Below are 23382 nucleotides of genomic sequence, written 5' to 3'. Positions count from 1 at the left end.
GCTTGCGTAAGTTCGGTGAACGGTTGCCCAGGGCGCGGTGAGCAGGTTCTGAGAGGTGCTGACAGGTGCCCTGGGCATGGAACGTATCCGTTCAGGGGATGGCGGCGTCAGCGCACGTCGCCCGTGGCCGGGTCGACGACCTTCTCCACGAGGACCTCCAGGACCCGGCGGTCCTCGTCGGCCGTGGCGCGCGCGGCAGGGCCGCCCGGATAGGTGTCGAACAGCACGTGCGTGGCGCCGAGTCCGGCCAGCGCGTGCAGGTCGCCGCGGACCTGGTCGAGACTGCCGTGGCCGAGCGGACGGTCCTCGGTGTCGGGCCGTGCCCCGAGCGCGATCTGCAGCCGCGGCACGAGCGCCGGCACGGGCCGCCCGGCCCTCTCGGCCTCGGCGGCCACGACCGGCAGCTTCGCGCGCAGGCCCTCGAGCGTCGGCATGAAGGGGTGCCACCCCTCGCCGAGCCGCGCGGCCCTGCGCAGCGCGGCGGGCGAGTCGCCGCCGACCCAGACCGGCAGTTGCGCGGCAGCGGGGGCGGGGGCCGTACGGATGCCTTCGTACGAGACGTAGTGCCCCTCGAAGGTGCACGGGTCCTGCGCCCAGGCGGCGCGGATCGCGGCCAGGTACTCGTCGGTGATGGCGCCGCGCTCCTCGAACGGGACGCCCAGCGCGCGGTACTCGGCGGCCGACCAGCCGACGCCCGCGCCGAGGATGAACCCGGCGTCGTTGAGCTGGTCGATGTTGGCCGCGAGCCGCGCCGTCTGGAGCGGGTGCCGGTACGGGATGACGGTGATGGTCGTGCCGAGCTGAAGCCCCGGGACCCGGCCCGCGAGATGCGCGGCCAGGACGAACTGGTCGTAGAACGGGGCGGGATACACCTCGTGCACGTCGGGGGTGACGGCTATGTGGTCGGAGATCATCGCGAATGTGAAGCCCAGTGCGCGGGCGTCCGTCGCCTGGCGCTCGAGGGTTCGCGGGGTGGTGCCGGAGCCGAAATTGAGAAGGTTCACGCCGAATCGCATGATCCGCAGTCTTGATGATCATGGGCGGGGTTGTCGAACCGGGGTTGTCGAGCCGGGGTGGGTGCCCGGTCGGGCGTACCGGGGATCACGACCGCGCCCGACCCCCGATACGCCGCAGGGTCAGCGGGCCCGGAAGGGCACGGGGGCGCAGGTGTTGGCGCAGGTGTAGGAGCCCGGCATCAACAGGCTGGCGTCGTCCTCGTAGTTGCCGCCGCCCGCGAAGTGCACCTCCGGCGTCCAGCCCCAACGGCCGTTGTCCGCCCGGGTGCTGGCCCACCAGTTGTTCTCCGCGGCGCCGTCCCGGTACGTCTCGCCCTTCATCTCGGTGACGAACCAGTTGGCCGCGCCGCCCTGTGTCAGATGGCCGACCACGGGGGAGCCGGGGGAGCGGCTCGCGTGGACCGGGACGTGGCCGCGCGTGAGGTTGCAGTACATGACGGCGGTCCCGGGCCAGGTGCGCCCGGACGACGGGTCGGTCAGGTCCCGCTTCACGGTGTTGTGGCACGGCACGTTGTCGGTGGCCTGCGCCGGGGTGGCGGCGGGCCCTGCGAGGCCGGCCGGCGCCACGACGGCGAGGGCCGCGAGTCGGACGCGGAGGGGGTGCGCATGGAGGTGTGGTCGTTCGCTCGGAGCTGGGCTTGAGGGGTGGGCTCCGGGGGTGGGCGAGAGGGACGTGACGGCGGGGTGTCCGGTGGCGAGCGGCGACGACACGGCGCATCGGGGTGCGGGGAGTGAGCATCCACCTGCGCTCCCAACTGCAGGGTTGTCATATCAAACTCACTCACGCTAGGTTGCCGTGCATGACGGTTGGAAAAGCAAACTCAATGGGTGCGGCGGACGCGTCGACCGCGAGCTCGGACGCGCAATCGGGCACTTCGACGTCGAAGGCGGAGGCGGGTTCGGGCGCAAGCGGTCCGGCTACCGGCAGGACCGGATCCGCCACCGCGTGGATCGTCTCCGCGGGCGTCTTCGTCGTGAACCTCGACCTGTTCATCGTCAATGTCGCCGTACCCGCCCTCTCCACCTCCTTCGACGGTGCCTCGCTCGCCTCCCTTTCCTGGGTCCTCAACGCCTACGCGATCGTGTTCGCGGCCCTGCTCGTGGCCGCCGGACGCCTCGCCGACCGGTACGGACACCGCCTCGGATTCCTGCTCGGCCTCGCGGTGTTCACCGTCGCCTCCGCGCTGTGTGCCGTGGCACCCGACGTGGGCTGGCTGGTCGCGGCGCGTGCGCTCCAGGCTGCGGGCGCCGCCGCCCTCATGCCGACATCACTCGCGCTGCTCCTCGTCGCCACCCCGGCGGAGCGCCGCCCGCGCGCCATTCGCGGTTGGGCGGCCATCGGGGGCATCGCCGCGGGCCTCGGCCCCGTGGCGGGCGGGCTGCTCGTGGAGGCCGACTGGCGCTGGGTCTTCCTCGTCAATGTGCCTGTCGGGATAGCCGGCCTCGTGGCCGGGGTGCGGCTGCTGCCCGCCGACCGTCCCGACCGCAGCGGCCCGCTGCCGGACCTGGCGGGCGCCGTCCTTCTGACGCTCGCCATCGGCTCCCTGGCGCTCGGTCTCGTCAAGGCCGAGGCGTGGGGCTGGAGTTCGGGCCGCGTGCTCGGCTCACTGGCCGCCGCGGTGATCCTCGCGGCGGCGTTCTGGCTGCGCTCGGCCCGGCACCCGGTCCCCATCGTCGAACTGCCGCTCCTGCGCATCCCGGCCTTCGCGTTCGCGACGCTCGCCGCACTCCTCTTCACCGTGGCGTTCGCCGCGATGCTCCTCACCTCCGTCCTGTGGTGCCAGCAGGTGTGGAGCTACTCGGCGATCCGTACCGGACTGGCCATCGCGCCGGGCCCGCTGGTCGTCCCCGTCCTCGCCGTCGCGTCAGGACCCGTCGTGCGACGCCTCGGCGCCGGCCGCGCGGCCGCGGCCGGCTGCCTCCTCTTCGCCGGCGGCCTCGTGTGGTGGGCCCTCGCCCTGGACACGTCGCCGCACTACGCCGCCGCGTTCCTGCCCGGCATGCTCATCACCGGCGTCGGTGTCGGGTTCGCCCTGCCGACCCTCGTGGGGGCGGCCGCCACGGCGCTGCCGCCCGGCCGGTTCGCCACCGGGTCCGCGGTCACGACGATGGCCCGGCAGACGGGCTCCGTCCTCGGGGTGGCCGTGATGGTCGGCCTCATCGGCGAGCCCCGTACGGCGGAAGCGGCCCTCACGGCGTTCCGCCACGGCTGGCTGACCGCCGCGGTCGTCGGGGCGCTCGCGGTGGCGGCGGCCCTGGCGCTGCCCCGCCCGGCACCCGCCGCCTCCCCGGCGAAGGCGCCTGCCTGACCCGGTTCGCCGGGTCGCCTAGAGTGCGGCGGGTAGTCACAGTGCCGGCGGAGGGACGCGCATGTCGCGGTATCGCGAGTTCAAGTTCAGGGCCGTGACGTCGTTCCAGCGGCGTATCGGCAACCCGCTCCTCTCCCGGCTCCCCGGCCAGATCCTGCTGGAGACCACCGGCCGCACGTCCGGGCTGCCCCGGCGCACCCCCGTCGGCGGCCTCCTGGTCGGCCGCGAGTTCTGGTGGGTGTCCGAGTACGGTGACAAGTCGCAGTACGTGCGCAACATCCAGGCCGACCCGAAGATCCGTGTACGGATCAAGGGACGCTGGCACACCGGCACGGCACACCTTCTGCCGGACGACGACGCCCGCGCGCGACTGAAGCGGCTGCCCCGGTACAACAGCGCCGCCGTGCGCACCCTCGGCACGAACCTGCTGACGCTGCGGGCCGATCTCACGGACCTCACCGACTGAGGCACGCCGTCCGCGCGCGGGTGCCGGCGCGGCATGGGTGTGGCGAGGCCGGAGGCCCGCGGTGCGGATACGTGAACTGGCTTGTGCGAGCACGAAGTTGATGACTTCGGGGCAGCGGAATCCGTTGGTCGGATTCGGTGACAATCGGTTACCGGGTGCGCTCGACTGGCTACACTTGCGCGGCGCGTCACGTCGGGCAGCACGTCCGGCCGCACCCCGGAAGGTCCCTGCATGACTGCCCGTTCCCAGCCGGTCTCTCCTCTGCCCGAGAGGGTCGGCACGCTGCGCGTCAGCGCCCGGCACCTGGCGAACGCCACCGTCGCGCCGGTGGAGACAGGCCCCGCGGCGGCGGGCGGCGACGTGTACGGAGCCGTTGAATCCCCTTACGGCACACGCCTGTTGATGGGTGATGTCATGGGCAAGGGCCGCGCGCTCGCCCGTACCGCGGACAGTGTCTTATGTGCCTGGCGCGATCTCGCCGTCCGCGAGGCGCGGTTGGAAGGGATCGCCGTACGGCTGCACTCGCTGGTCGCGCGCTCCGACGAACCCGACCGCTTCGTCACGGCGACCCTGCTCAGCGTCGCACCCGACGGATCCGCCCAACTGGTCTGCTGCGGACACCCGCCGCCCGTCCTGCTGCGCGACGGCGCCGCCGTCCACGCGGCGGTCCCCGCGCCCGCGCCACCGCTCGGCCTGCTCGACCTGCACTCCGGCTGGTGCGCCGCCCAACCGGTGCCCGCCACCGCCTGGGAGTGCATGCTGCTCTACACCGACGGAGTGAGCGAGGCCAGGGACGCGCGCGGGGCGTTCTACCCGCTGGCGGAGCGAGCCGCGGCCCTGGAGAACACGCTCCTCGAGGACTTCACCGACGCCCTCGCCGCCGACCTGCTCCGCCATGCGGAGGGCCGGCTCCAGGACGACGCCTCACTCCTCGCGGTCCGGGCCGCGGCCTAGGGCTCTCGTTCGGATCATGCCGGGCTCGCGGGGTCTGGTGCCGCACCTCGCGGCGTTGTCGTCAGTGGCCGATTCCCCCCGAGCTCTCGGCTGCACTCGAGCGGGGGGACTCCCATGACCCCGCTCCTTGATCCGGCCTGATCCACACGAAAGACCTGGGGCGAGTGTTCGAGGCGGGATCAGAGCTTCAGGGCCCCTGCGCCGACGGACTCGGCCAGGACCTCGTCCGCCAGGTCCCGCGTCGGCTGCCACAGCGTCGTCACAGGCGACCAGACGCGCAGCCCGCCCGGCTCGGAGAGTGAGGCGGCGGTGAACTTCTGCCCATGGTGTTCCGGATTCGCAGCCACCACGACGTAGCCGACCGACCGGGCATCGGCGTCACCGCTCGCGGACAGGGAGCGCACAGCGGCGTGGGCGGTCTTCCCCGCGTCCAGCTTGTACGTGGCGCTCCCGGAGAGCGGGAACGGGACGGCGGCCCCGTCCAGATCGCCGTAAGTGACCAGCGGTACGTGGCCCACGAGGCAGGCGTGCGAGGAGTGGTTCTTGACGCTCAGGCGCAGGACGTGGTCCTCGCCCGATGCGGCCGCCCGCACCGTCAGCGCGTTCTCCGCGCACTGCTTGAGGGCGGCGGCCGGGTGAGCGGGGCGGGGGTCGGCCGACGCGGCGGAGGCGCCGGTGGCTGACACGCCGGTCGCGGATACGAGCAGCGCGGCGGCGGCGAGAACGGTGCGAGTGGGCATCAGTCTGGTCTCCCGGCGAACGGTGGCTTTTCGCATTTCACCTGAAATGACGCTTAAGGAGCCTAGCTCGGATGGATGCCTCTGCCCATGTCAGTGCCCATGTCAGTGCCCGTGTCAGCGCCTGAGCCGGTGTCCGAGCCGGCGCCTGCGTCGCTGACGTGACCACGGGTGCCGAGGGTTCATGGGCCCTAGATGCAGTGCGCGCAAAGATTGCAGTGTGTGCAAGAATCTTTGGCGTGATGACATCAGGCACCGCGACGTCGGCGGTCCGCGAGCAGGCGCCGGCCGAAGGGCTGCGCGCCCGGCGACGGCGCCAGACCCGGGCCGAACTGCACGCCGCCACGGTCCGCCTGGCCCGTGAACACGGCCTCGAACACGTCACGGTCGAGATGATCAGCAAGGAGGCCGGCGTCTCCCCGCGGACCTTCTTCAACTACTTCCGCACCAAAGAGACCGCGCTCTTCGCCTGGCCCGGTGGCCTGACGGAGGCCGAGGCGGAGCAGTTCGTCTCCGCGCCCGGCCGCGACCCGGACGCCGTGCTGCGGGACCTGGGCGAGGTGTTCGCCACGCACGTGGACGAGATGGCGCCCGGCGCCGGAGCGTTCGAGGACGTCTTCGCCATCGTCGAGAAGGTGCCCTCGGCCCTCGGCGCGTTCCTCGCCGAGTGCGACGCGCTCGAACGGGATCTCGCCGGCGCCATCGCCCGCCGCACCGGAGACGCCCCCGACGGGCAGACCGTCGCTCTTCTCGCGGGGATCGCCATGACCGCCGTACGCAACGGCCTCATGCGATGGGCCCGCGACAAGCAGCACCCCGACGGTCCCGCGGCCTCGGTGCGCGACTCGTTCACCGCCCTGCGCGGCCTCCTCTCCCCGGCGGACTTCCCACACGCCACCACCGAACGGGAGGCCTGAGGCGCGGCTCCGAAGCGCGACCCGGCTGCGGCCCCCACCGCACCGGTGCGCGCGCTCCCCGCGCAAGGCCCCCACACGACTCCCCACCCGAGCCCCGAAGCTCCCCAGCCTCCCCGGGCGGCGACCGCTCGCGCGCCGCGCACCCCATCCCTTCACGTACGGAGACCTGAGCATGACCCACGCCCCCGCACCGGCGGGCTCCGATCCCGCCCCTGAGGACGGCATAGCCAAGCCGCACAACTTCGGGCTGATCTTCGGCGCGCTGATGCTGACGATGCTGCTCGGCGCGCTCGACCAGACCATCGTCAGCACCGCCCTGCCGACCATCGTCGGCGAGCTCAACGGCATCGAGCACATGGCGTGGATCACCACCGCGTACATCCTCGCCGCCACCATCGGCATGCCGGTCTACGGCAAGCTCGGCGACCTCATGGGCCGCAAGAACATCTTCCTCGCGGGCATCGCGCTCTTCCTGGTCGGCTCCGTGGTCTGCGGGCTCGCCCAGAACATGGGCACCCTCGTCGCCGGCCGCGCCCTCCAGGGCCTGGGTGGCGGCGGCCTCATGATCACCTCGCAGGCGATCATCGCCGACCTCGTTCCGCCCCGGGAGCGCGCCAAGTACATGGCCCCCATGGGCGCCGTGTTCGGTCTTTCCTCGGTCGTCGGGCCGCTGCTCGGCGGCTGGTTCACCGACGAGCACTCGTGGCGCTGGGCGTTCTGGGTCAATCTTCCGCTCGGCATCCTCGCCTTCTTCGTCGCGGCCGTCGCGATCAAGCTGCCGCGCAAGGCCGTCAAGGTCACTCTCGACTACCTCGGCACCGCCCTGATGGCCGCCGCCGTCACCTGCACCGTGCTGTTCGCAAGCTGGGGCGGCACGCAGTACGCGTGGTCCGACCCGCTGGTCATCGGGCTCGGCGTCGGCGCGGTCGTCGCCTGGGTGCTGTTCTTCGTCGCCGAGAAGCGGGCCGCCGAGCCGGTCATCCCGCTGCACCTCTTCCGCAGCCCGATCTTCAACGTCGCCACGCTGCTCGGCATGATCGTCATCGGCCTCGGCATGTTCGCGATCGTCGGCTACATGCCCACGTATCTGCAGATGGTCTACGGCAAGACGGCCACCGAGTCGGGGCTGCTGCTCATCCCGATGGTCGTCGGCATCATGGCCACGGCGCTGCCGTCCGGCGCGATCATGAGCAAGACCGGCCGCTACAAGGTCTATCCGATCGTCGGCACGGTCATCATCATGCTCGTCGCGTTCCTGATGTCCCGCCTCGACGTGAGCGACCCGGTCTGGCTGGTCTGCCTGTACGTCGGACTCGCGGGCGCCGGTGTCGGCCTGATGATGCAGACCCTCGTACTCGCCGTGCAGAACGACTTCCCGGGCGCCGAGGTCGGCACCGCCACCTCCGCGAACAACTTCTTCCGTGAGATCGGCGCGACCCTGGGAACCGCCGTCGTCGGCGCGGTCTTCGCCAGCCGCCTCACCGACCAGCTCGCCACGCGCCTGCCCGCGGACGCCGCGTCGAAGGTCGGCGACAGCGACTCACTGACGCCCGCGCTCGTACGGGCCCTGCCGGCCGACCTGCGCGCCACGGTTGTCTCCTCGTACCAGGAGGCACTCGTGCCGATCTTCCTGTACCTGGTGCCCGTCTTCGCGGTCGGTCTCGTCCTCGCCTTCGTGCTGAAGGAGAAGCCGCTCGCCGACAACGAGGACTGGCATGCCGAGAACGAGACGGCGCGGCCGGGCGGCGAGGAGAAGGAGTTGGAGCCTGCCGCCGGCTGAGTCGGTCGGTCGGGTCAGCCGGCTGTTTGTGTGGCGCTGGGCGCGCCCGTCGAAGGGGTATTCGGCGGGCGCGTTCTGTGTTTTTCGGGCTCGGGGTGCGGTGAGTGGCGGTGGGCTTCAACTCGTGCGGCGGTGCCGGTGGTTCAGTCCTCGGTCCACTCGCCCTCCCGCATCAGCTCCCTGCCCGCCAGCTCGTTGGCCTCCCGCCAGGCCTGGACCCGCTGCGGCGTGACCCGGAAATAGAGGTACTCCGAGGTCAGCCCGCGCGGGTCGAACCCTGTCTTCGCCGCGAACGCGTCACCGACGTCGTCCGGGAGCTCCGTGGCCGTCAGCGTCCGTACCGTGCCCTCGATCATGACTACGTCACGCGTCGGCCCGATGCCGAGCCTGGCCCGCCCCGCGGACCGCAGATTGCGTCCCGTGGGACTGGCCGCCGGGGTGGCGAGCAGCAGCGTCGAACCGTCCCACAGGAACGACAGCGGCACGAGATAGGGCGTCGCGCCTTCCCCGTCCGACGTGTCCGCCGTGGCCACCCATACGTCCTCGTCGCGTTCGAGCCGGTCGAGGGTGTCCTGCTTGCGCTGTTTCGCGGTCCGGGCGGGTTGCATCGGCGTCTCCCTGTCGCATCGGGCGGGTTCCCTGGTCACTGTTATGACACGGGTCGGCCCTGGAATGTGACCGATGGGCGAGAAGGCGCTTCACGTTCTGGGCGTCGTCATCGCCGTCATCCGCTCAGGAATGGCGACACTCGGTGTCCTGATTTCGGGTCATGCTCGAACCGAGGACGGGCCACGACGGCCTGTCCGGCAGCAGCGAGGAGGCGGCTTCATGACGCAGGAACCCGGGACCGGAAGCGCCCGGCTGGACGGCAAGGTCGCCCTCGTGGCGGGTGCGACCCGCGGCGCGGGACGGGGCATCGCCGTGGAACTCGGCGCGGCCGGCGCCACGGTGTACGTGACCGGGCGCACCACGCGGGCCCGGCGCTCCGAGTACGACCGGCCGGAGACCATCGAGGACACGGCCGACCTGGTGACCGCGGCCGGCGGACGCGGTATCGCCGTGCCCACCGACCACCTGGAGTCCGCCCAGGTCAAGGCCCTCGTCGACCGCATCGCCGACGAACAGGGTCGGCTCGACGTGCTGGTCAACGACATCTGGGGCGGCGAGAACCTCTTCGCCTGGGACACCCCGGTCTGGGAGCACGACCTCGACGACGGGCTTCGGCTGCTCCGCCTCGCCGTCGAGACACACGCCATCACCAGTCACTACGCACTGCCGCTCCTGCTCCGCAACCCCGGCGGTCTCGTGGTCGAGGTGACCGACGGCACGGCTGAATACAACCGCGACAACTATCGCGTCTCCTTCTTCTACGACCTCGCCAAGAGCTCCGTCCTGCGCATGGGCTTCGCCCTCGGGCAGGAGCTGGGTCCGCGGGGCGCCACAGCCCTCGCCCTCACCCCGGGCTGGCTCCGCTCGGAGATCATGCTCGGGCACTACGGCGTCACCGAGGACAACTGGCGCGACGCCCTGGAACGGACACCGCACTTCGGCATCTCCGAGACCCCGTTCTACGTCGGCCGGGCCGTCGCCGCGCTCGCCGCCGACCCCGAAGTGGCCCGCTGGAACGGGCAGTCGACGTCCAGTGGGGCACTTGCCCAGGTGTACGGGTTCACCGACGTCGACGGGAGCCGGCCCGACGCATGGCGCTATCTCGTCGAGGTGCAGGATCCGGGCAAGCCGGCTGATGCGGGCTCTTACCGCTGACGCTGTGGGTGCTGGGTGCTGGGTGCTGGGTGCTGGGGCTGGGGGCTCGGCGGTTGGTCTAGATCTGCGCCGGCCACACCTGCGTGCCGCCACCCCGCCACTCGACCAGCTCGGGGTCGTCCAGCCGCGCGTCCTCCAGGCCCGCGCGCCGCAGGAACTCGAGCACGTCCTCCTGCCCGGTGGCCAGCCCGGCGTCCTCGCCGCGGATCGTCACCCGGCGCCCGCCGGGCTGAGTGGCGTGCACGACTACAGGGGGAAATCCTTCAGGTTCGTCCATAGTCCTCAGCTTCCGTGAGGTGAATCGGCTCCGCACCCGGACGGGGTCCCGGCGCCGGACGCGTGGCGTTCTCGTTCCGCCAACAATGACGGAACGCGTGCGCGTGCGGCAGCCACTTCCCGATTACGTCCAAATCGCCCTGTATGAGCACCAGTCGAGCTGCTCCTGACGGTCACGCGCGGCACAGAAGGACCAGTTACGGTGCTGTAGTGGTGACCACTCAGCAGGACAACGGGGAACAGACAGTGACCGGGACCGCGCTGCTCCTTGCGGCCGCCCCGGCGAACAAGAGCTGCCTCATCGACGCGACTTCCGTACTGCCCGCGCTCGCGGCCGTACCGCCCAGTGCCCTGACCGGCACCGCCGCCGCGACCGTCGTCGAACTCGCCGATCCCGTCGACCCGCAGACGGTCCTCACCCGCATCCGCACGGCGGTCGCCGCGCCCGGGCCTCTCGCCCTGTTCGTGACCGGGCAGCTTCATCTGGATCAGCGCCAGCGTCTGCTTCATCTCGCCCTGGCCCGTACCACTCCGTCGACCCTGCGGTACACCTCCCTGCCCTGGCACTGGCTCACCGGCGAACTCGCGTTGCGGCGGCCCGACACCACCACGGTTGTCCTTGACCTGGTGGCCGATGGGGATGCCTGGGAGCTGGTGCGGGGCGGGGGGTTCGGCGTGGGGGTGGGTGTTCGTTTGTTCGGGCGGGTCTCGCCTCCTCCTCCGCGTCGTTCTACCGCCGTGCCCGGTTATCTCAAGACCTACGCCTCGATATGGCGTAACGGGCACCGTCCGCCGCTTGCGCATCTTCATGCTCAGGCGGCTGGGGAGGCCGGTCCGGATGGTGCCCTGTTCCTCGCGGTCGATGGTGGGCCGGGGCCTGTTCCGGCGGCTCCCCGCCCGCCTGTGCCGGCCGCCAGGCAGGAGGAGGTACCTGTCGTCGAGCCTCGTCCTGATGCCGACCCGCACCCGGCGATCCTCGCCGCCGCGCAGTCCGGGCGGCACGGTGAGGCCGCTGCCCTCGCCGCTATGTGGGAGAGCACTGCTCTGCGTACCCATGGTGCGGGGTCGCCGGAGGCGCTCCACTGGCTCGAGGTGCGTGCCGATCTTGCGCGGCTCGCTCAGGATCCTGGGCGCAGTTGCCAACTGTGGACAGCTGCGGCCGAGGCTCGGCTCGCGCGCGGGCAGGCGGTGGGCTCGGAGGATGTCGAGGCTGCCGTCGATCGCGCTCATCACCAGTGGGAGCAGCTTGGTGATCCGGCGCAGGCCCGTGCGCTTGCGGCCTCTCTTACGCGGTTGCGGCGTGCGGTTCCCGGGCAGCGGCCCGGTGCGCTCGAGGCCATCGGCCGGCGGATCTCGGCACTGGAGGGTGTGGCTGTGACGCCGTGACGGAAGGGTGGGCGGCGGGGTTCGGTGCGGTCCGTGACGTAGTTCATAGGGCCGGTTGCGGGGCGGGGAATTCCCCGGGGTGGTTCTTCGTTAAACTAGACGTGGACGCGGATGGAGCTGTGTCCCCGGGCCTCATCTCATTTGCCTGCAAGGACGATCGTTCGGCTGATGCCTTGTGGAGCCCCCGCCGAGAGGCGACCGCCATCCGCGACCACTCAGACCGCCCCGGCCGTGATCCCCCGTCACGGTCGGGGCACTTCCGTTTCCGGGCCGTCCGTCCTTCCGCAAGACGTGCCGCCCCCTCGCTGCCCACAATGGAGACAGAGGCCACCGCTGAAGGAGGCGACGTGGACATCGACGATCAAGGGCGGGGAGACGACGTCTACCAGCCCGACGGGTCCGAGGTCCAGGACGACGAGGGGCTCCTCGACCAGGAGGACACCCTGCTAGGCGGCGGCGTCACCGATCCGCTCGACCAGGGCTATTCGCCGCCCGAGCGGCCCTGGGGGGTCGAGCACACCGGTGTCACCTGCACGGAGCAGCGGCTCGGCGAGACGCTGGACGAGCGTCTGTCCGAGGAGGTCCCCGATCTGGTGGTTCCTGATGACGACGGTATTGGCGACACGTGGGACACCGATGGCGAGTCGCTCGACGACGAGGTGGGGGCCGAGCGCTCCGGTCGGCTCGTATCGCCCGACGAAGGCGTGCGCAAGAACGAGGAGGGCGAGCTGTTCGCCGAGGACGTCGGGATCGACGGCGCGGCCGCGTCCGCAGAGGAGGCTGCCATGCATCTCGTGGAGGACGTCCGCAGAGGACGTGATCCACGGCGGGTCACCGACTGACCGTGCGGGAGAGGTGAGCCCGGCTTAGGGTGACGGAAGTCAGCCGACCGCATCGTGCACCCCTGCGGGAGAGTCAGTGACGCAAACGCAGCCTGTCATGGCGCCGCACTCGACAGCGGCCCTTTTTCTCGTGGTGACCACGGCACTTGGCGCCGAACCCCGCGTACGCGACCAGCTCGGTGGTTTGAACGGGCTGCTGCGCTCGGTCTCGTTCCGCTCACCCGACTCGTTTCTGTCGTGCACCGTCGGGATCGGGTCTGTTGTCTGGGATCGGTTGTTCGGCGGGCCGCGGCCTGTTGGGCTGCATCCCTTTCGTGAGCTGAACGGCGATCGGCATCGGGCCGTCGCCACTCCGGGGGATTTGCTCTTTCATGTGCGGGCGCGGCGCATGGACCTCTGCTTTGAGCTGGCCGGCCACATCGTCGGTCAGCTCGGCGACGCCGTGACCGTTGTGGACGAGGTGCACGGCTTCAACTACTTCGACGACCGGGACCTGCTCGGGTTCGTCGACGGCAGCGAGAACCCGACCGGTGACGCGGCGCGCTCTGCCGTGTTCATCGGCGACGAGGACGCCCCGTTCGCGGGCGGCAGCTACGTCGTGGTGCAGAAGTACCTGCATGACATGACTGCCTGGAACGCTCTGTCGACGGAGGAGCAAGAGAAGGTCATCGGCCGTTCGAAGGCCGACAACATCGAGATGTCCGACGAGACCAAGCCCGCCGACTCCCACGTCGCCCTCAACACCATTACCGAGGACGGCGAGGAACGGAAGATCTTCCGCAAGAACATGCCGTTCGGCACCCTGGGGCGCGGCGAGTTCGGGACGTACTTCATCGGGTACGCGCGGACCCCCGCGGTCACCGAGCAGATGCTCGAGAACATGTTCATCGGCAGTCCTCCCGGCAACACCGACCGGATCCTCGACTTCTCCACCGCCGTCACGGGCAACCTGTTCTTCGTTCCGACCGCAGACTTCCTCGACAACCTGCCGGACCCGCCCGCCCTGCCGGACGCCGCACGCGAACTTCCCCTCCCTGCCGCGTCACCGCAGCCCGTCGTCGCCCCGCCCGACGGCTCGTTGGGCATCGGCGGCCTCAAAGGAGCCCCCGCGTCATGAACAACCTGCACCGCGAACTCGCCCCCATCAGCGAAGCCGCCTGGGCGGAGATCGAGCAAGAGGCCGGCCGGACCTTCCAGCGTCATGTCGCGGGACGCCGCGTCCTCGACGTCACCGGCCCCGACGGGCTCGAACTCGCCGCCGTCGGCACCGGGCATCTGCGGTCCGTCACGCCGCCCGCCCCGGGAGTCATGGCACGCCTGCGCGAGGCCCAGCCGCTCGTCGAACTGCGCGTTCCCTTCACCGTCAGCCGCGAGGCCGTGGACGATGTCGCGCGCGGCTCCAACGACTCCGACTGGCAGCCGGTCAAGGACGCGGCCCGCACCATGGCCTTCGCCGAGGACCAGGCCATCTTCGACGGCTACGCCGCGGCCCGGATCGAAGGCGTCCGCGAGCGCACGTCCAACCCCGTCCTGAGTCTGCCGGCCGAGCCTCGCGACTACCCCGACACCATCGCGAGGGCCCTCAGTTCTCTGCGCCTTGCCGGCGTCGACGGCCCGTACTCGCTGCTGCTCGGCGCGGAGGCGTACACGGCGGTCAGTGAGACCACCGACCACGGCTTCCCCGTGTCCGGCCACATCGCCCGCCTCCTCGACGGCGATCTGATCTGGGCACCCGCGATCAACGGCGCGTTCGTCCTGACCACCCGCGGCGGCGACTACGAACTCCGCATCGGCCAGGACCTGTCCATCGGCTACACCTCGCACGACGCGACCGGCGTCGAGCTGTACTTCCAGGAGACGTTGACGTTCCTGATGTACACGGACGAGGCCGTTGTCGCTCTGCGGGCGTGACGGCTGGGATTGTTGACGGGGCGTGCCGGGGCGGTTAGAAAGACCGGATGAGTCGACCTGGCGTTTCCGGGCCCGAAGGGCCTCTGCGCGCCGGACCCGCTGTATCCGAACTGCCTGTGCGTGCCGTTCTCTTCGACTTCTCCGGCACCCTGTTCCAGATCGGCACGTACGCCGACAGGATCAGGGCCGTACTGGGGCCCGTCGATGGCCCGGTGATGGACGCCATCCTCGACGGACTCGAAGCCGGCCTCACCGACCCGGACGTGGTCGCCGCGCAGCTCGGCAGGGACGTGTCCGCGAAGGCCCACCGGCACGCCTTCACCACCTGGTACGCGTCGGCTCCGCGGCTGGCTCCGGTCGCCGACGTGCTGTACGAGCAGCTGCGCGAGCCCGAACACTGGGTGCCGTACGCCGATGTGGAGGCGACCCTTGTCCGGCTTGCCGGCAGGGGGATTCCGTTGGGCGTCGTCAGTGACGTCGGCTGGGATCTGCGAGCGACCTTCGCCCGGCGCGGGCTCGACGGCTTCTTCTCCTGGCCTGCGACGAACTGGGCGTCTCGCCCGCCGAGGCCCTGATGGTGGGCGATCACCCGGCCAAGGACGGCGGGGCCGTCGCCGCGGGGCTGCGCGCCTACGTCCTGCCCTCCGGGGCGGCCCCCGGGGCTCGACGCGGGCTCGACGCCGTGCTCCGGCTCGTGGAGGCGGAACGAATGTAGGGAGCGGGCTCTGCGCCTGGGTGCGGCGTCAGGACCTGGCCCCTTCCAGGCCGGGTGCGCCCCACACCGGGAACCAGCGTTCCAGGTCCGGCTCTATACGGAGGTCGTCGCCGACCACCGCGCGTACGCGCAGTTCCAGGGCGTTGTCGCGCTTCTCGCCCGGGAGCGGCGCGAAGGGGTAGAACGTGCCCCGCTTGTAGAGGTAGACGAGCGCCAGTGAGTGGCCCTCGGCGTTGTGGAAGCCGGCCAGGGAGCAGAGGAGTTGGGGGCCGAAGCCGTTGCCTTCGAGTGTGGCGTTCACCGCGTGGAGATCGCCGACCAGAGCCGGGAGGTCCGAGGGGGCACGTTGGGAGAGCAGCCAGGTGTAGCCGTATTCGTCCCGGCTGAACTCCGTCGCCACGGCCCGTTCCGCGTCGGCGTTCAGGAGCGCCCCCACGTCCTGGCGGATCGTGTCGAAGGCCGTCCCCTCCACGGTCGTGAAGCACACCGAGCCCAGGCCGGTCGGGGTGAACCCGGCCGCCGCCTCAAGGGTGACCGCGGCCGACGGCAGGCCGAAGAGCCGGTCGAGGTCCGGTGGGGCGGGCCTGGTGCGCCCGAGCAGGATGTCCAGGAAACCCATGTGGATCCCTTCGGGGCTCAGGCCGGGCGGCCGAGGTCGGCGGAGATCGCCGCCAGCTGGTCGAGGCGCTGTTCGAGCGAGGGGTGCGTGGAGAAGAGACGGGGGAGCGGGGCGGTCTTCGACAGCGCCGGGATGAAGTAGAACGCGTTGAACGCGCGGGCCGTCCGCAGGTCCTTGTTCGGGATGCGGGCGATGTCCCCGTCGAGCTTGGTCAGCGCGGACGCCAGCGCGGACGGCCTGCCCGTGAGCAGCGCCGCGGCCCGGTCGGCGGCCAGCTCCCGGTACCGGGACAGCGCCCGGATGAGGACGAAGCTGATCGCGTAGACGGCGGCCGAGACGCCCACCACCACCGCGAGGACGACCAGCGTGTTCTGGTCGGTCCTGCGGCGGCCGCCGAGCAGCTCGGAGTAGAACGCGAAGCGCACGACGATGCCGGCGATCACTCCGAGGAACGACGCCACGGTGATCACTGCCACGTCGCGGTGCGCGACGTGGGACAGCTCGTGCGCGAGGACGCCCTCCAGCTCGTCGGGCTCCAGACGGCGCAGCAGGCCCGTGGTCACGCACAGCACCGCGTGATCGGCGTTGCGGCCGGTGGCGAAGGCGTTCGGCAGGTCGGTGCCGGCGATGGCCACCTGTGGTTTCGGCATGTCGGCGGTCGCACACAGCCGGTCGACGACGCCGTGCAGCTGGGGCTGCTCCTCACGGGTCACGATCCGGCCGTGCATGGCGTACAGGGCGATCCGGTCGGAGAACCAGTACTGCGACGCGAGGAGTCCCGCGGCGAGCACGACGACCAGGAGCGTCGACTTGAGCAGGACCAGGAGCGCGCCGATGAACGCCACGTACAGCAGGCCCAGCAGGAACACGGTGACCAGCATGCGCACGGTCAGCTGCCGGTCGGCCTTGAACCGGCTCCCTCCGGCCTTCAGGGTGCTTGTCACAGCCGTCACCGCCTTCGCTCCGCGGCGCGCCCCGCCGTACGGGCCGCTCACACGGAGCGGGACCGGCGGTGCGCTCACCTTCCACGATGCCACTTACCGGGGCTCTTCCGACCAGTAGCGCACGGACCCTGTCAGTTCCCTGTCAGTCCCGGCTCCCGCCGTCCTGCCGGGTCGCGCAGGTGTCCTTCAGGGGTGGCGCCATGCCACCGCGCGAGCAGTACGAAGGGACCGCCGTGTCACCTGCCCTACCCGTGATGAAGCGGGGCGCGGTGTGGACCGTGGGTGCCGTGATCCTCAATGCGCAGGGGCAGGCTTTCGCGCAGAGGCGAAGCCCCGACCGGCGCCTCTTTCCCGACACGTGGGACATCGTCGGCGGCCATGTCGAGCCGGGCGAGAGTCTCCTCGGCGCGCTGGCCCGCGAGATCGACGAGGAGACGGGCTGGCGCCTGCGGCGGGTGGATGCGTTCCTCGGTGTCTCCACCTGGACCGGCGACGACGGTGGCGGCCGACGGCACGAGGCAGACTGGGTCGTCGAGGTCGACGGGGATCTGGGCCACCCCGCCCTGGAGTGGTCCAAGCACTCCGCGTACGGCTGGTTCGGTGCTGCCGACCTGGACCGGCTCAAGGAGAACCGTGGACCGGGCGAGTTCCTGGTCCACGATCTGATCGCCGGCGTCCTGCTCGGCCCGGCCCGGCCCGGGGCTCCCGCTAAGGCGCCTGTCACCCCTCGTTCGTCCCCAGTACCAGTACCTGGATGGCCAGGACCGCGGCGCCGCGGGCCCACTCGTGGAAGTCGGAGACCTTTGTTTCCAGGTGGACGGGGTCCGCCTTGGGGTGGCGGTTGGCGAGGATCGTTTCGTGGACCGTGCCGCCCGCTACGTCGGCCAGGCCCACCCCCTCGCCCGCCAGCAGGATCTTCTCCGGCATCGCGAAGTTGGCGATCTGTGCGACCAGGGTGCCCAGGGCCCGGGCCGCCTCGTCGATCACGCGGGAGCAGAGCGGGTCGCCGGAGGCGGCGCCGGCCAGGATCTCCTCGTACGTCACGTTCCGGCCGGTGGCCGCGCGGACCTGGTAGCAGATGCTGGGGATGGTCAACAGGGCCATGGCACTGCCCCGTTCGCCCTCCGGGGTGAGCGGGCCGTTGGCGTTGATGATCCAGCGCTTGCCGACGCCGTGGCCGTCCTCGCCGGTGCGGACCAGGCGCCCGCCGAGCACGAGGCCGTAGCCGATGCCCGCCCCGATGGTGAGGACCGCGAACCGGTCGAGGCCGCGGCCCGCGCCGAACCAGGCCTCGGCCTCGATCAGCGCCGCCACGTCGCTGTCGACGACGACGGGCAGCCCCGTGCGCTCCTCGACCATCTCGGCGAGGGGCACCTCCTCCCAGCCGAGGAACGCGTTCGCGACGACGGTCGCCCGGTGTCTGACGTTGCCGCCCACGCCGATGCCGATTCCGGCGAGGCGGGGGAAGTTCTCCTGGAAACCGGTGGTCATCCGGTGCAGGAGGTCCGCGATCTCCTCCGGATCGTGCGTGTCCAGGGGCTCGGAGCGGCGGGCGACGATCTCGCTCCTGAGGGTGGTGACCACCCCGTAGACCGCGTCACCCGTGATCTTGAACCCGGCGAAGCTCTGTGACCCGGCCACGATGTCGAGCGGCTGCGAGGGGCGTCCCTGGCGCAGGGATGCCGCCGTCGTGGCCTCCTCGACCAGCAGGCCCGACTCGATGAGCGGCTTCGTCAGGCGGGTGAGGCTGCCGGGGGACAGGCTGAGCCGCTTGGCGATCTCGCTGCGGGACAGCGGGCCGTGCGTCAACACCTCGATCGCCACCGCGCGTTCACCGGGGCTCAGGGGCAGCCAGCTCGCGGTACGTGCGCTCATGGGCTCCTCGCGCTGGTTGTCGATGGGCGTGGCGTGCGGGTCTGAGCCTGTCACAGCCTGTGACAAAGAATTATTCCGAGACGGAAGCAATGTCAAGGTTCGGTGCGGGGAAAGGTGCCCTTGGGAAGGTCGGTGCACGCCTCTTGACGCCGTGATTGTTCCGCATCAAAAGTAATCGGCGCGAGGACGAGTCGCGGACGAGGGAGTCTCAGATGACTGTCGCCTCAAGCAGCCCACCCACCCGTGTGCGGCTGCCTGGTGCCGAAGCAGCCAGGAACAAGACCAAGGACCGGATCAGGGAACGAGACGGTGGCGGAAGCGGAGGGGACGGCGCCCTGGCGGCGGTCTTCATCGCCCCGGCGCTGCTCGGCTTCCTGGTCTTCCTGCTCTGGCCCACGCTGCGCGGGATCTATCTGAGCTTCACCCGCTTCAACCTGCTCACGCCCGCCGAGTGGGTCGGCCTCGACAACTATGTGCGCATGGTCAACGACCCCATCTTCTGGGGATCGTTGAAGGTCACTGTCGAGTACGTGATCATCAACATCGGCGTCCAGACGGTCGCGGCGCTCGCCATCGCCGTCCTGATGCAGCGGCTCACGAAGTCGGCGCTGCTGCGCGGGATCGTCCTGACGCCCTACCTCGTGTCGAACGTCGTCGCCGGCATCGTCTGGCTGTGGATGCTCGACACCCAGCTGGGCATCGGCAACCGCGTCATCGGCGCGTTCGGCTTCGACCACATCCCTTTCCTGACCGACGAGACCTGGGCGATCCCGACCATCGCGCTGATCAACGTATGGCGCCACGTCGGCTACACCGCGCTGCTCCTGTTCGCCGGGCTCCAGGCCATCCCCTCCGACGTGTACGAGGCGGCGAAGGTCGACGGCGCGAGCGAGTGGCGGATGTTCTGGCGCGTCACGCTGCCGCTGCTGCGGCCGGTGCTCGCCGTCGTCCTGATCATGACCGTCATCGGCTCGTTCCAGGTCTTCGACTCCGTCGCCGTGACGACGGGCGGCGGGCCCGCCAACGCCACGAACGTCCTCCAGCTGTACATCTACGGCTCCGCCTTCGGCCGCTTCCAGTTCGGCTACGCCTCCGCCATGTCCGTGGCCCTGCTGGTCGTCCTCAGCGTGATCACCGTCATCCAGTACCGGCTCACCCGCGCCGGACACACCGACCTCGGCTAGCGACGAGCGAGAGAAAGGAGCCATCGCCATGGCCGCCGTGACCACCACAGCGCCCCGCACCCGCGCCCGGCACAGGATCTCGCCCGGACGCGCCCTCGCCTGGGCCGTGATGACCGCGATCGTCGTCATCACCCTGGTGCCGTTCTACTGGATCCTGCGCACCGCCCTGTCCTCCAACGCCGCGCTCACCGCCGACCCTTCGTCCCCGCTGCCCACCGGCCTGACAGGCGGCGGCTTCGCCCGGGTCTTCGGGCAGCAGAGCACCAAGGAAGCGCTCGCCCAGGGCGGCGCGGGCGGGTCGATCGACTTCTGGCGCTATCTGCTGAACTCCGTGGTCGTCTCGACGCTGATCACCGTCTGCCAGATCCTGTTCTCCGCCATGGCCGCATATGCCTTCGCCCGGCTCCGCTGGCGCGGCAGGGACCGGATGTTCGGCCTCTTCCTCGCCGGGCTCATGGTGCCGACCATCTTCACGTTCCTGCCGAACTTCATCCTGATCAAACAGCTCGGCCTGGTCGACACGCTGCTCGGGATCGCCCTGCCCGGCCTGTTCATGACGCCCTTCGCGGTGTTCTTCCTGCGGCAGTTCTTCATGAACCTGCCCCGCGAGGTCGAGGAGGCCGCGCTGCTCGACGGTGCCGGCAAGGTGCGGATCTTCTTCCGCGTGCTGCTCCCGATGGCGTCGACCCCCGTCATCACGCTCGGCGTCCTCACGTACATCACGGCCTGGAACGACTACTTCTGGCCGCTGATGGTGTCGTACAGCGACAGCTCGCGCGTGCTCACCGTCGCGCTGAGCATCTTCCGCGCGCAGACCCCGCAGAGCGGCACCGACTGGTCGGGCCTGATGGCGGCGACGCTCGTGGCCGCGCTCCCGATGCTCGTGCTCTTCGGCTGCTTCGCGCGGCGCATCGTCAACTCCATCGGCTTCAGCGGGATCAAGTAGAGAGGCAGGAACCTGATGCGACTGCGTGCCTTCACCGCCCTCGCGGGGGCGCTCGCCCTCTCACTGGTGTCCGGCTGTTCGGCGGGATCCTCCTCCGGCTCCGCCTCGCACACCGTCACGTACTGGCTGTGGGACTCCAACCAGCTGCCCGCGTACGAGGCCTGCGCCAAGGACTTCGAGAAGGAGAACCCGGGCCTCGACGTACGGATCACGCAGATGGGGTGGAACGACTACTGGACCAAGCTCACCGCGAGCTTCATCGCGGGCACCCAGCCCGATGTGTTCACCGATCACATCCAGAAGTTCGCCCAGTTCGCCGACCTGGAGGTGCTCGCGCCCCTCGACAGGCTCCCGCACACGAGGAGCATCAAGGACGCGGACTACCAGCCCGGGCTCGCCGCCGCCTGGGTCGGCCAGGACGGGCACCGCTACGGCGCGCCCAAGGACTGGGACACCGTAGCCCTCTTCTACAACAAGAAGATGACGCGCGAGGCCGGACTGACCGCCGGCCAGCTGAACAACCTCACCTGGAACCCCGAGGACGGCGGAACCTTCGAGAAGGCCGTCGCGCACCTGACCGTCGACAGGAACGGCGTGCGTGGTGACGAGAAGGGCTTCGACAAGAACCACGTCAAGGTCTACGGCCTCGCCACGAACGACGCGGGCGACGGCGACGGCCAGACCCAGTGGAGCGCGTTCGCCGCGTCCATGGGCTGGCGCTACACCGACCAGCCGGCCTGGGGCACCCACTACAACTATGACGACAAGAGGTTCAAGGCCGCGATCGACTGGTACTTCGGTCTCGCCAAGAAGGGCTATCTCCCGCCCCAGAAGGACTTCTCCCAGACCAACGGCCCCGATGTGCAGTTCGGTTCGGGTACGGCGGCGACCTCGCTCAACGGCTCGTGGATGATCAAGACGTACTACGGGTTCAAGGGCATCGAGACCGGCACCGCCGTCACCCCGGTCGGCCCGAGCGGCCGGCGCGCCACCATGATGAACGGCCTCGCCGACTCCGTCACCAAGAACGCGCGCAACAAGCCGGGCGCCGAGAAGTGGGTGGCCTACCTCGCCTCCCACGCCTGCCAGCGGACGGTCGGCGAGCACGGGATCGTGTTCCCGGCCACCAAGGACGGCACGGCGGCGGCCGTGGCCGCGTACAAGAAGGACGGCATCGACGTCACGGCGTTCACCAAGCCGGTCGCCGACAAGACGACCTTCTCCTTCCCGATCACCAACTACGCGGCGGACGTGTACGCGTTGATGCGTCCCACCATGCAGGACATCTACGCCAACGACGCGCCCGTCGGCGACCTCGACCGCACCAACAGCCAGATCAACCTCCTGCTCTCCCAGTGAAGTTCAGGGAAGTGGAGGAGCGTGCAGTGAAGTTCCGTGAAGTTCTTCGACGTTCAGTGAAGTTCAGTCTGTGAAGGGATCCTCATGACGTTCTCCATCGGCATCGTCGGCGCCGGGCAGTTCTCCGGGCAGTTCGCCAAACTGTTCCGCGCCCACCCCGGTGTCGGCGACATCCACGTCACGGACCTGCTGCCGGAGCGTGCCGAACAGCTCGTCGCCGCCGAGCGGCTCACCGGCACCTTCCCCTCGTTCGACGCCATGCTGGAGTCCGACGCGGTCGACGCCGTGGCGGTCTTCACCCAGCGCTGGACCCACGGCCCGCTCGTCCTGAAGGCGCTGCGCGCCGGGAAACACGTGTACTCGGCGGTGCCGATGGCGATCACCGAGGACGAGATCGCCGCGATCATCGACGCCGTGCGCGACACGGGGCTGACGTACATGATGGGCGAGACCAGCCAGTACAACCCGGCGACGGTGCACGCCCGCAACCAGATCGCCGACGGTGCGTTCGGGCGGCTCTTCTACGCCGAGGGCGACTACGTCCACGACATGGACCTCGGTTTCTACGACGCCTACCGGTACAGCGGCGGCGACGACTGGAAGGCCACCGCCAGCTATCCGCCCCTGCTCTACCCGACGCACTCCGTCGGCGGCGTGCTCGGCGCCTGGCAGACCCACGCCGTGAGCGTCTCCGCGATCGGTGTGCCCGACGAGCGCGGTGACGGGGTCTTCGACAAGGAGGTCAGCCAGTTCGGCAACGACCTGTCGAACGCGACGGCGCTCTTCGAGGTCGCGGGCGGCGGCTCGTTCCGTACGAACGAGTTCCGCAGGGTCGGCTATCCGTCGCACATCCGGGAATCGCGGTTCCGGTTCTTCGGCACGGACGCCAGCATGGAGCAGCTGGCCACGGTCAGCTTCTGGCAGGACAAAAAGGGGGTCCAGGACATCTCGGAGCTCCTGCAGCCCAAGCCGACCCTGCCGGCCGACGATCCCTCGCTCCAGCACATCGCGCCCGCGCTCAGGGACGCGTTCACCTCCGGTTCGGCGCCCGTGCACGACCGCGCCCGGCTGCCCCGGGAGTTCGACCACATGCCCAACGGCCACGAGGGAAGCCACCACTTCCTCGTCGACGACTTCGTCACCGCCGTCGCCACGAGGACCCTGCCGTCGGTGAACGCGTGGGTCGCCGCCCGCTACACCCTGCCCGGCATCGTCGCCCACGAGTCGGCCCTTCGAGGGGGTGCACGTCTGGACATCCCGGACTTCGGGGACGCTCCCAACTCCCTCTGAACCAGGGGTGCGCGCGATTAAGGGGAGGCGGTTGCGAGCCCCTGGTGCGTCAGGAGTAGGGTGCGCGCACTGTCAGACGGGGCGAACACTCG

24 protein-coding genes and 1 pseudogene are annotated in these 23382 nt (G+C 70.2%); 17 read left to right on the top strand and 8 right to left on the bottom strand.

All coding sequences use genetic code 11. The annotated features are described in order from the left end of the window. Positions 1 to 107: 107 nt before the first annotated feature. Both CG723_RS19100 and CG723_RS19095 read right to left on the bottom strand, forming a co-directional pair. On the bottom strand, positions 108 to 1016 hold the full coding sequence (locus CG723_RS19100; protein ID WP_100594635.1) for a TIGR03619 family F420-dependent LLM class oxidoreductase: 909 nt from the start codon (positions 1014 to 1016) through the stop codon (positions 108 to 110). A 120-nt stretch (positions 1017 to 1136) separates the two neighbouring features. After that, positions 1137 to 1583, bottom strand: a complete 447-nt coding sequence (locus CG723_RS19095) for a hypothetical protein (protein ID WP_100594634.1) — start codon at positions 1581 to 1583, stop codon at positions 1137 to 1139. A gap of 257 nt (positions 1584 to 1840) precedes the next feature. Between CG723_RS19095 and CG723_RS19090 the strand changes: the two genes are divergently transcribed. The 3 genes from CG723_RS19090 to CG723_RS19080 all read left to right on the top strand — a co-directional run bounded on the left by CG723_RS19090 (position 1841) and on the right by CG723_RS19080 (position 4745). Continuing rightward, entirely contained in the window at positions 1841 to 3325 is a 1485-nt protein-coding gene (locus CG723_RS19090; protein ID WP_100594633.1) for an MFS transporter, read from the top strand. Positions 3326 to 3386: 61 nt separating this feature from the next. Further along, positions 3387 to 3791 (top strand): nitroreductase/quinone reductase family protein, encoded by a 405-nt coding sequence (locus CG723_RS19085; protein WP_100594632.1) that lies wholly within the window; start codon positions 3387 to 3389, stop codon positions 3789 to 3791. Positions 3792 to 4022: 231 nt separating this feature from the next. After that, the gene (locus tag CG723_RS19080) at positions 4023 to 4745 is read left to right on the top strand and encodes a PP2C family protein-serine/threonine phosphatase (RefSeq protein ID WP_100594631.1); all 723 of its coding nucleotides are present in this window, start codon (positions 4023 to 4025) and stop codon (positions 4743 to 4745) included. A 179-nt stretch (positions 4746 to 4924) separates the two neighbouring features. On the opposite strand, the gene CG723_RS19075 is transcribed toward CG723_RS19080, so the two are convergent. Continuing rightward, positions 4925 to 5485 (bottom strand): DUF4232 domain-containing protein, encoded by a 561-nt coding sequence (locus tag CG723_RS19075; protein ID WP_100594630.1) that lies wholly within the window; start codon positions 5483 to 5485, stop codon positions 4925 to 4927. A gap of 239 nt (positions 5486 to 5724) precedes the next feature. On the opposite strand from CG723_RS19075, the gene CG723_RS46265 reads away from it, so the two are divergent. Both CG723_RS46265 and CG723_RS19065 read left to right on the top strand, forming a co-directional pair. Then, positions 5725 to 6399 (top strand): TetR/AcrR family transcriptional regulator, encoded by a 675-nt coding sequence (locus tag CG723_RS46265; protein ID WP_159032487.1) that lies wholly within the window; start codon positions 5725 to 5727, stop codon positions 6397 to 6399. A gap of 172 nt (positions 6400 to 6571) precedes the next feature. Beyond that, on the top strand, positions 6572 to 8179 hold the full coding sequence (locus CG723_RS19065; RefSeq protein WP_100594629.1) for an MDR family MFS transporter: 1608 nt from the start codon (positions 6572 to 6574) through the stop codon (positions 8177 to 8179). A gap of 143 nt (positions 8180 to 8322) precedes the next feature. Here CG723_RS19065 and CG723_RS19060 read toward each other — a convergent pair whose 3' ends face one another. Then, positions 8323 to 8787: a pyridoxamine 5'-phosphate oxidase family protein gene (locus tag CG723_RS19060; protein ID WP_100594628.1), complete on the bottom strand. Its 465-nt coding sequence runs from the start codon at positions 8785 to 8787 to the stop codon at positions 8323 to 8325. Positions 8788 to 9007: 220 nt separating this feature from the next. Here CG723_RS19060 and CG723_RS19055 point away from each other — a divergent pair, with 220 nt between their 5' ends. Then, positions 9008 to 9943 carry an SDR family oxidoreductase gene (locus tag CG723_RS19055; protein WP_100594627.1) on the top strand — a complete coding sequence of 312 codons (936 nt, stop codon included), beginning with the start codon at positions 9008 to 9010 and terminating at the stop codon, positions 9941 to 9943. A 58-nt stretch (positions 9944 to 10001) separates the two neighbouring features. Here CG723_RS19055 and CG723_RS19050 read toward each other — a convergent pair whose 3' ends face one another. Further along, a complete protein-coding gene (locus CG723_RS19050; protein WP_100594626.1) occupies positions 10002 to 10220 on the bottom strand; it encodes a hypothetical protein in 219 nt (72 codons plus the stop codon). Between the two features lie 212 nt (positions 10221 to 10432). On the opposite strand from CG723_RS19050, the gene CG723_RS19045 reads away from it, so the two are divergent. The 6 genes from CG723_RS19045 (at position 10433) to CG723_RS47605 (ending at position 15073) form a co-directional block, all read left to right on the top strand. Continuing rightward, on the top strand, positions 10433 to 11605 hold the full coding sequence (locus CG723_RS19045; RefSeq protein WP_234374386.1) for a hypothetical protein: 1173 nt from the start codon (positions 10433 to 10435) through the stop codon (positions 11603 to 11605). Between the two features lie 347 nt (positions 11606 to 11952). Continuing rightward, entirely contained in the window at positions 11953 to 12447 is a 495-nt protein-coding gene (locus CG723_RS19040) for a DUF5709 domain-containing protein (protein WP_234374385.1), read from the top strand. A gap of 76 nt (positions 12448 to 12523) precedes the next feature. Continuing rightward, complete coding sequence (locus CG723_RS19035; RefSeq protein ID WP_100594623.1) at positions 12524 to 13564, top strand: Dyp-type peroxidase; 1041 nt, start codon at positions 12524 to 12526, stop codon at positions 13562 to 13564. Next, positions 13561 to 14358: a family 1 encapsulin nanocompartment shell protein gene (locus CG723_RS19030; protein WP_100594622.1), complete on the top strand. Its 798-nt coding sequence runs from the start codon at positions 13561 to 13563 to the stop codon at positions 14356 to 14358. Before CG723_RS19035 ends, CG723_RS19030 begins: the two co-directional genes overlap by 4 nt. Before the next feature lie 116 nt (positions 14359 to 14474). Then, positions 14475 to 14933: an HAD family hydrolase gene (locus CG723_RS19025; RefSeq protein ID WP_234374384.1), complete on the top strand. Its 459-nt coding sequence runs from the start codon at positions 14475 to 14477 to the stop codon at positions 14931 to 14933. Then, a complete protein-coding gene (locus CG723_RS47605; protein ID WP_234374383.1) occupies positions 14933 to 15073 on the top strand; it encodes a hypothetical protein in 141 nt (46 codons plus the stop codon). Before CG723_RS19025 ends, CG723_RS47605 begins: the two co-directional genes overlap by 1 nt. Positions 15074 to 15101: 28 nt before the next feature. On the opposite strand, the gene pspAB is transcribed toward CG723_RS47605, so the two are convergent. Both pspAB and htpX read right to left on the bottom strand, forming a co-directional pair. Next, complete coding sequence (gene pspAB, locus CG723_RS19020) at positions 15102 to 15692, bottom strand: PspA-associated protein PspAB (RefSeq protein ID WP_100594621.1); 591 nt, start codon at positions 15690 to 15692, stop codon at positions 15102 to 15104. 17 nt (positions 15693 to 15709) lie between these two features. Further along, positions 15710 to 16636: a zinc metalloprotease HtpX gene (gene htpX / locus CG723_RS19015; RefSeq protein WP_267893705.1), complete on the bottom strand. Its 927-nt coding sequence runs from the start codon at positions 16634 to 16636 to the stop codon at positions 15710 to 15712. A gap of 86 nt (positions 16637 to 16722) precedes the next feature. On the opposite strand from htpX, the pseudogene CG723_RS19010 reads away from it, so the two are divergent. Continuing rightward, positions 16723 to 17220, top strand: a pseudogene (locus CG723_RS19010) (NUDIX hydrolase); the annotation flags it as partial. 136 nt (positions 17221 to 17356) lie between these two features. Here CG723_RS19010 and CG723_RS19005 read toward each other — a convergent pair. Then, positions 17357 to 18511: an ROK family transcriptional regulator gene (locus tag CG723_RS19005; protein WP_100594620.1), complete on the bottom strand. Its 1155-nt coding sequence runs from the start codon at positions 18509 to 18511 to the stop codon at positions 17357 to 17359. A gap of 212 nt (positions 18512 to 18723) precedes the next feature. Between CG723_RS19005 and CG723_RS19000 the strand changes: the two genes are divergently transcribed. The 4 genes from CG723_RS19000 to CG723_RS18985 all read left to right on the top strand — a co-directional run bounded on the left by CG723_RS19000 (position 18724) and on the right by CG723_RS18985 (position 23290). Further along, a complete protein-coding gene (locus tag CG723_RS19000; protein WP_100594619.1) occupies positions 18724 to 19695 on the top strand; it encodes a carbohydrate ABC transporter permease in 972 nt (323 codons plus the stop codon). Positions 19696 to 19723: 28 nt separating this feature from the next. After that, positions 19724 to 20641 carry a carbohydrate ABC transporter permease gene (locus CG723_RS18995; protein ID WP_100594618.1) on the top strand — a complete coding sequence of 306 codons (918 nt, stop codon included), beginning with the start codon at positions 19724 to 19726 and terminating at the stop codon, positions 20639 to 20641. Between the two features lie 15 nt (positions 20642 to 20656). Continuing rightward, a complete protein-coding gene (locus CG723_RS18990) occupies positions 20657 to 22000 on the top strand; it encodes an ABC transporter substrate-binding protein (protein WP_100594617.1) in 1344 nt (447 codons plus the stop codon). 84 nt (positions 22001 to 22084) lie between these two features. Continuing rightward, positions 22085 to 23290: a Gfo/Idh/MocA family protein gene (locus CG723_RS18985; protein ID WP_100594616.1), complete on the top strand. Its 1206-nt coding sequence runs from the start codon at positions 22085 to 22087 to the stop codon at positions 23288 to 23290. Positions 23291 to 23382: the final 92 nt, after the last annotated feature.

The organism is Streptomyces sp. CB01635 (assembly GCF_002803065.1).
Classification (GTDB): domain Bacteria; phylum Actinomycetota; class Actinomycetes; order Streptomycetales; family Streptomycetaceae; genus Streptomyces.
The sequence above is the reverse complement of the archived record's forward strand: the minus strand, read 5'-3'. Positions and strand labels throughout refer to the sequence as shown.

Coding starts and splice junctions, on each gene's coding strand:
- CG723_RS19005 (WP_100594620.1), bottom strand. CDS start 18,511: ATGAGCGCACGTACCGCGAGCTGGCTGCCCCTGAGCCCCGGTGAACGC.
- CG723_RS19055 (WP_100594627.1), top strand. CDS start 9,008: ATGACGCAGGAACCCGGGACCGGAAGCGCCCGGCTGGACGGCAAGGTC.
- CG723_RS46265 (WP_159032487.1), top strand. CDS start 5,725: ATGACATCAGGCACCGCGACGTCGGCGGTCCGCGAGCAGGCGCCGGCC.
- CG723_RS19075 (WP_100594630.1), bottom strand. CDS start 5,485: ATGCCCACTCGCACCGTTCTCGCCGCCGCCGCGCTGCTCGTATCCGCG.
- CG723_RS19060 (WP_100594628.1), bottom strand. CDS start 8,787: ATGCAACCCGCCCGGACCGCGAAACAGCGCAAGCAGGACACCCTCGAC.
- CG723_RS19050 (WP_100594626.1), bottom strand. CDS start 10,220: ATGGACGAACCTGAAGGATTTCCCCCTGTAGTCGTGCACGCCACTCAG.
- CG723_RS47605 (WP_234374383.1), top strand. CDS start 14,933: ATGGTGGGCGATCACCCGGCCAAGGACGGCGGGGCCGTCGCCGCGGGG.
- pspAB (WP_100594621.1), bottom strand. CDS start 15,692: ATGGGTTTCCTGGACATCCTGCTCGGGCGCACCAGGCCCGCCCCACCG.
- CG723_RS18985 (WP_100594616.1), top strand. CDS start 22,085: ATGACGTTCTCCATCGGCATCGTCGGCGCCGGGCAGTTCTCCGGGCAG.
- CG723_RS19030 (WP_100594622.1), top strand. CDS start 13,561: ATGAACAACCTGCACCGCGAACTCGCCCCCATCAGCGAAGCCGCCTGG.
- CG723_RS19000 (WP_100594619.1), top strand. CDS start 18,724: ATGACTGTCGCCTCAAGCAGCCCACCCACCCGTGTGCGGCTGCCTGGT.
- CG723_RS19080 (WP_100594631.1), top strand. CDS start 4,023: ATGACTGCCCGTTCCCAGCCGGTCTCTCCTCTGCCCGAGAGGGTCGGC.
- CG723_RS19065 (WP_100594629.1), top strand. CDS start 6,572: ATGACCCACGCCCCCGCACCGGCGGGCTCCGATCCCGCCCCTGAGGAC.
- CG723_RS19090 (WP_100594633.1), top strand. CDS start 1,841: ATGGGTGCGGCGGACGCGTCGACCGCGAGCTCGGACGCGCAATCGGGC.
- CG723_RS19085 (WP_100594632.1), top strand. CDS start 3,387: ATGTCGCGGTATCGCGAGTTCAAGTTCAGGGCCGTGACGTCGTTCCAG.
- CG723_RS18990 (WP_100594617.1), top strand. CDS start 20,657: ATGCGACTGCGTGCCTTCACCGCCCTCGCGGGGGCGCTCGCCCTCTCA.
- CG723_RS19100 (WP_100594635.1), bottom strand. CDS start 1,016: ATGCGATTCGGCGTGAACCTTCTCAATTTCGGCTCCGGCACCACCCCG.
- CG723_RS18995 (WP_100594618.1), top strand. CDS start 19,724: ATGGCCGCCGTGACCACCACAGCGCCCCGCACCCGCGCCCGGCACAGG.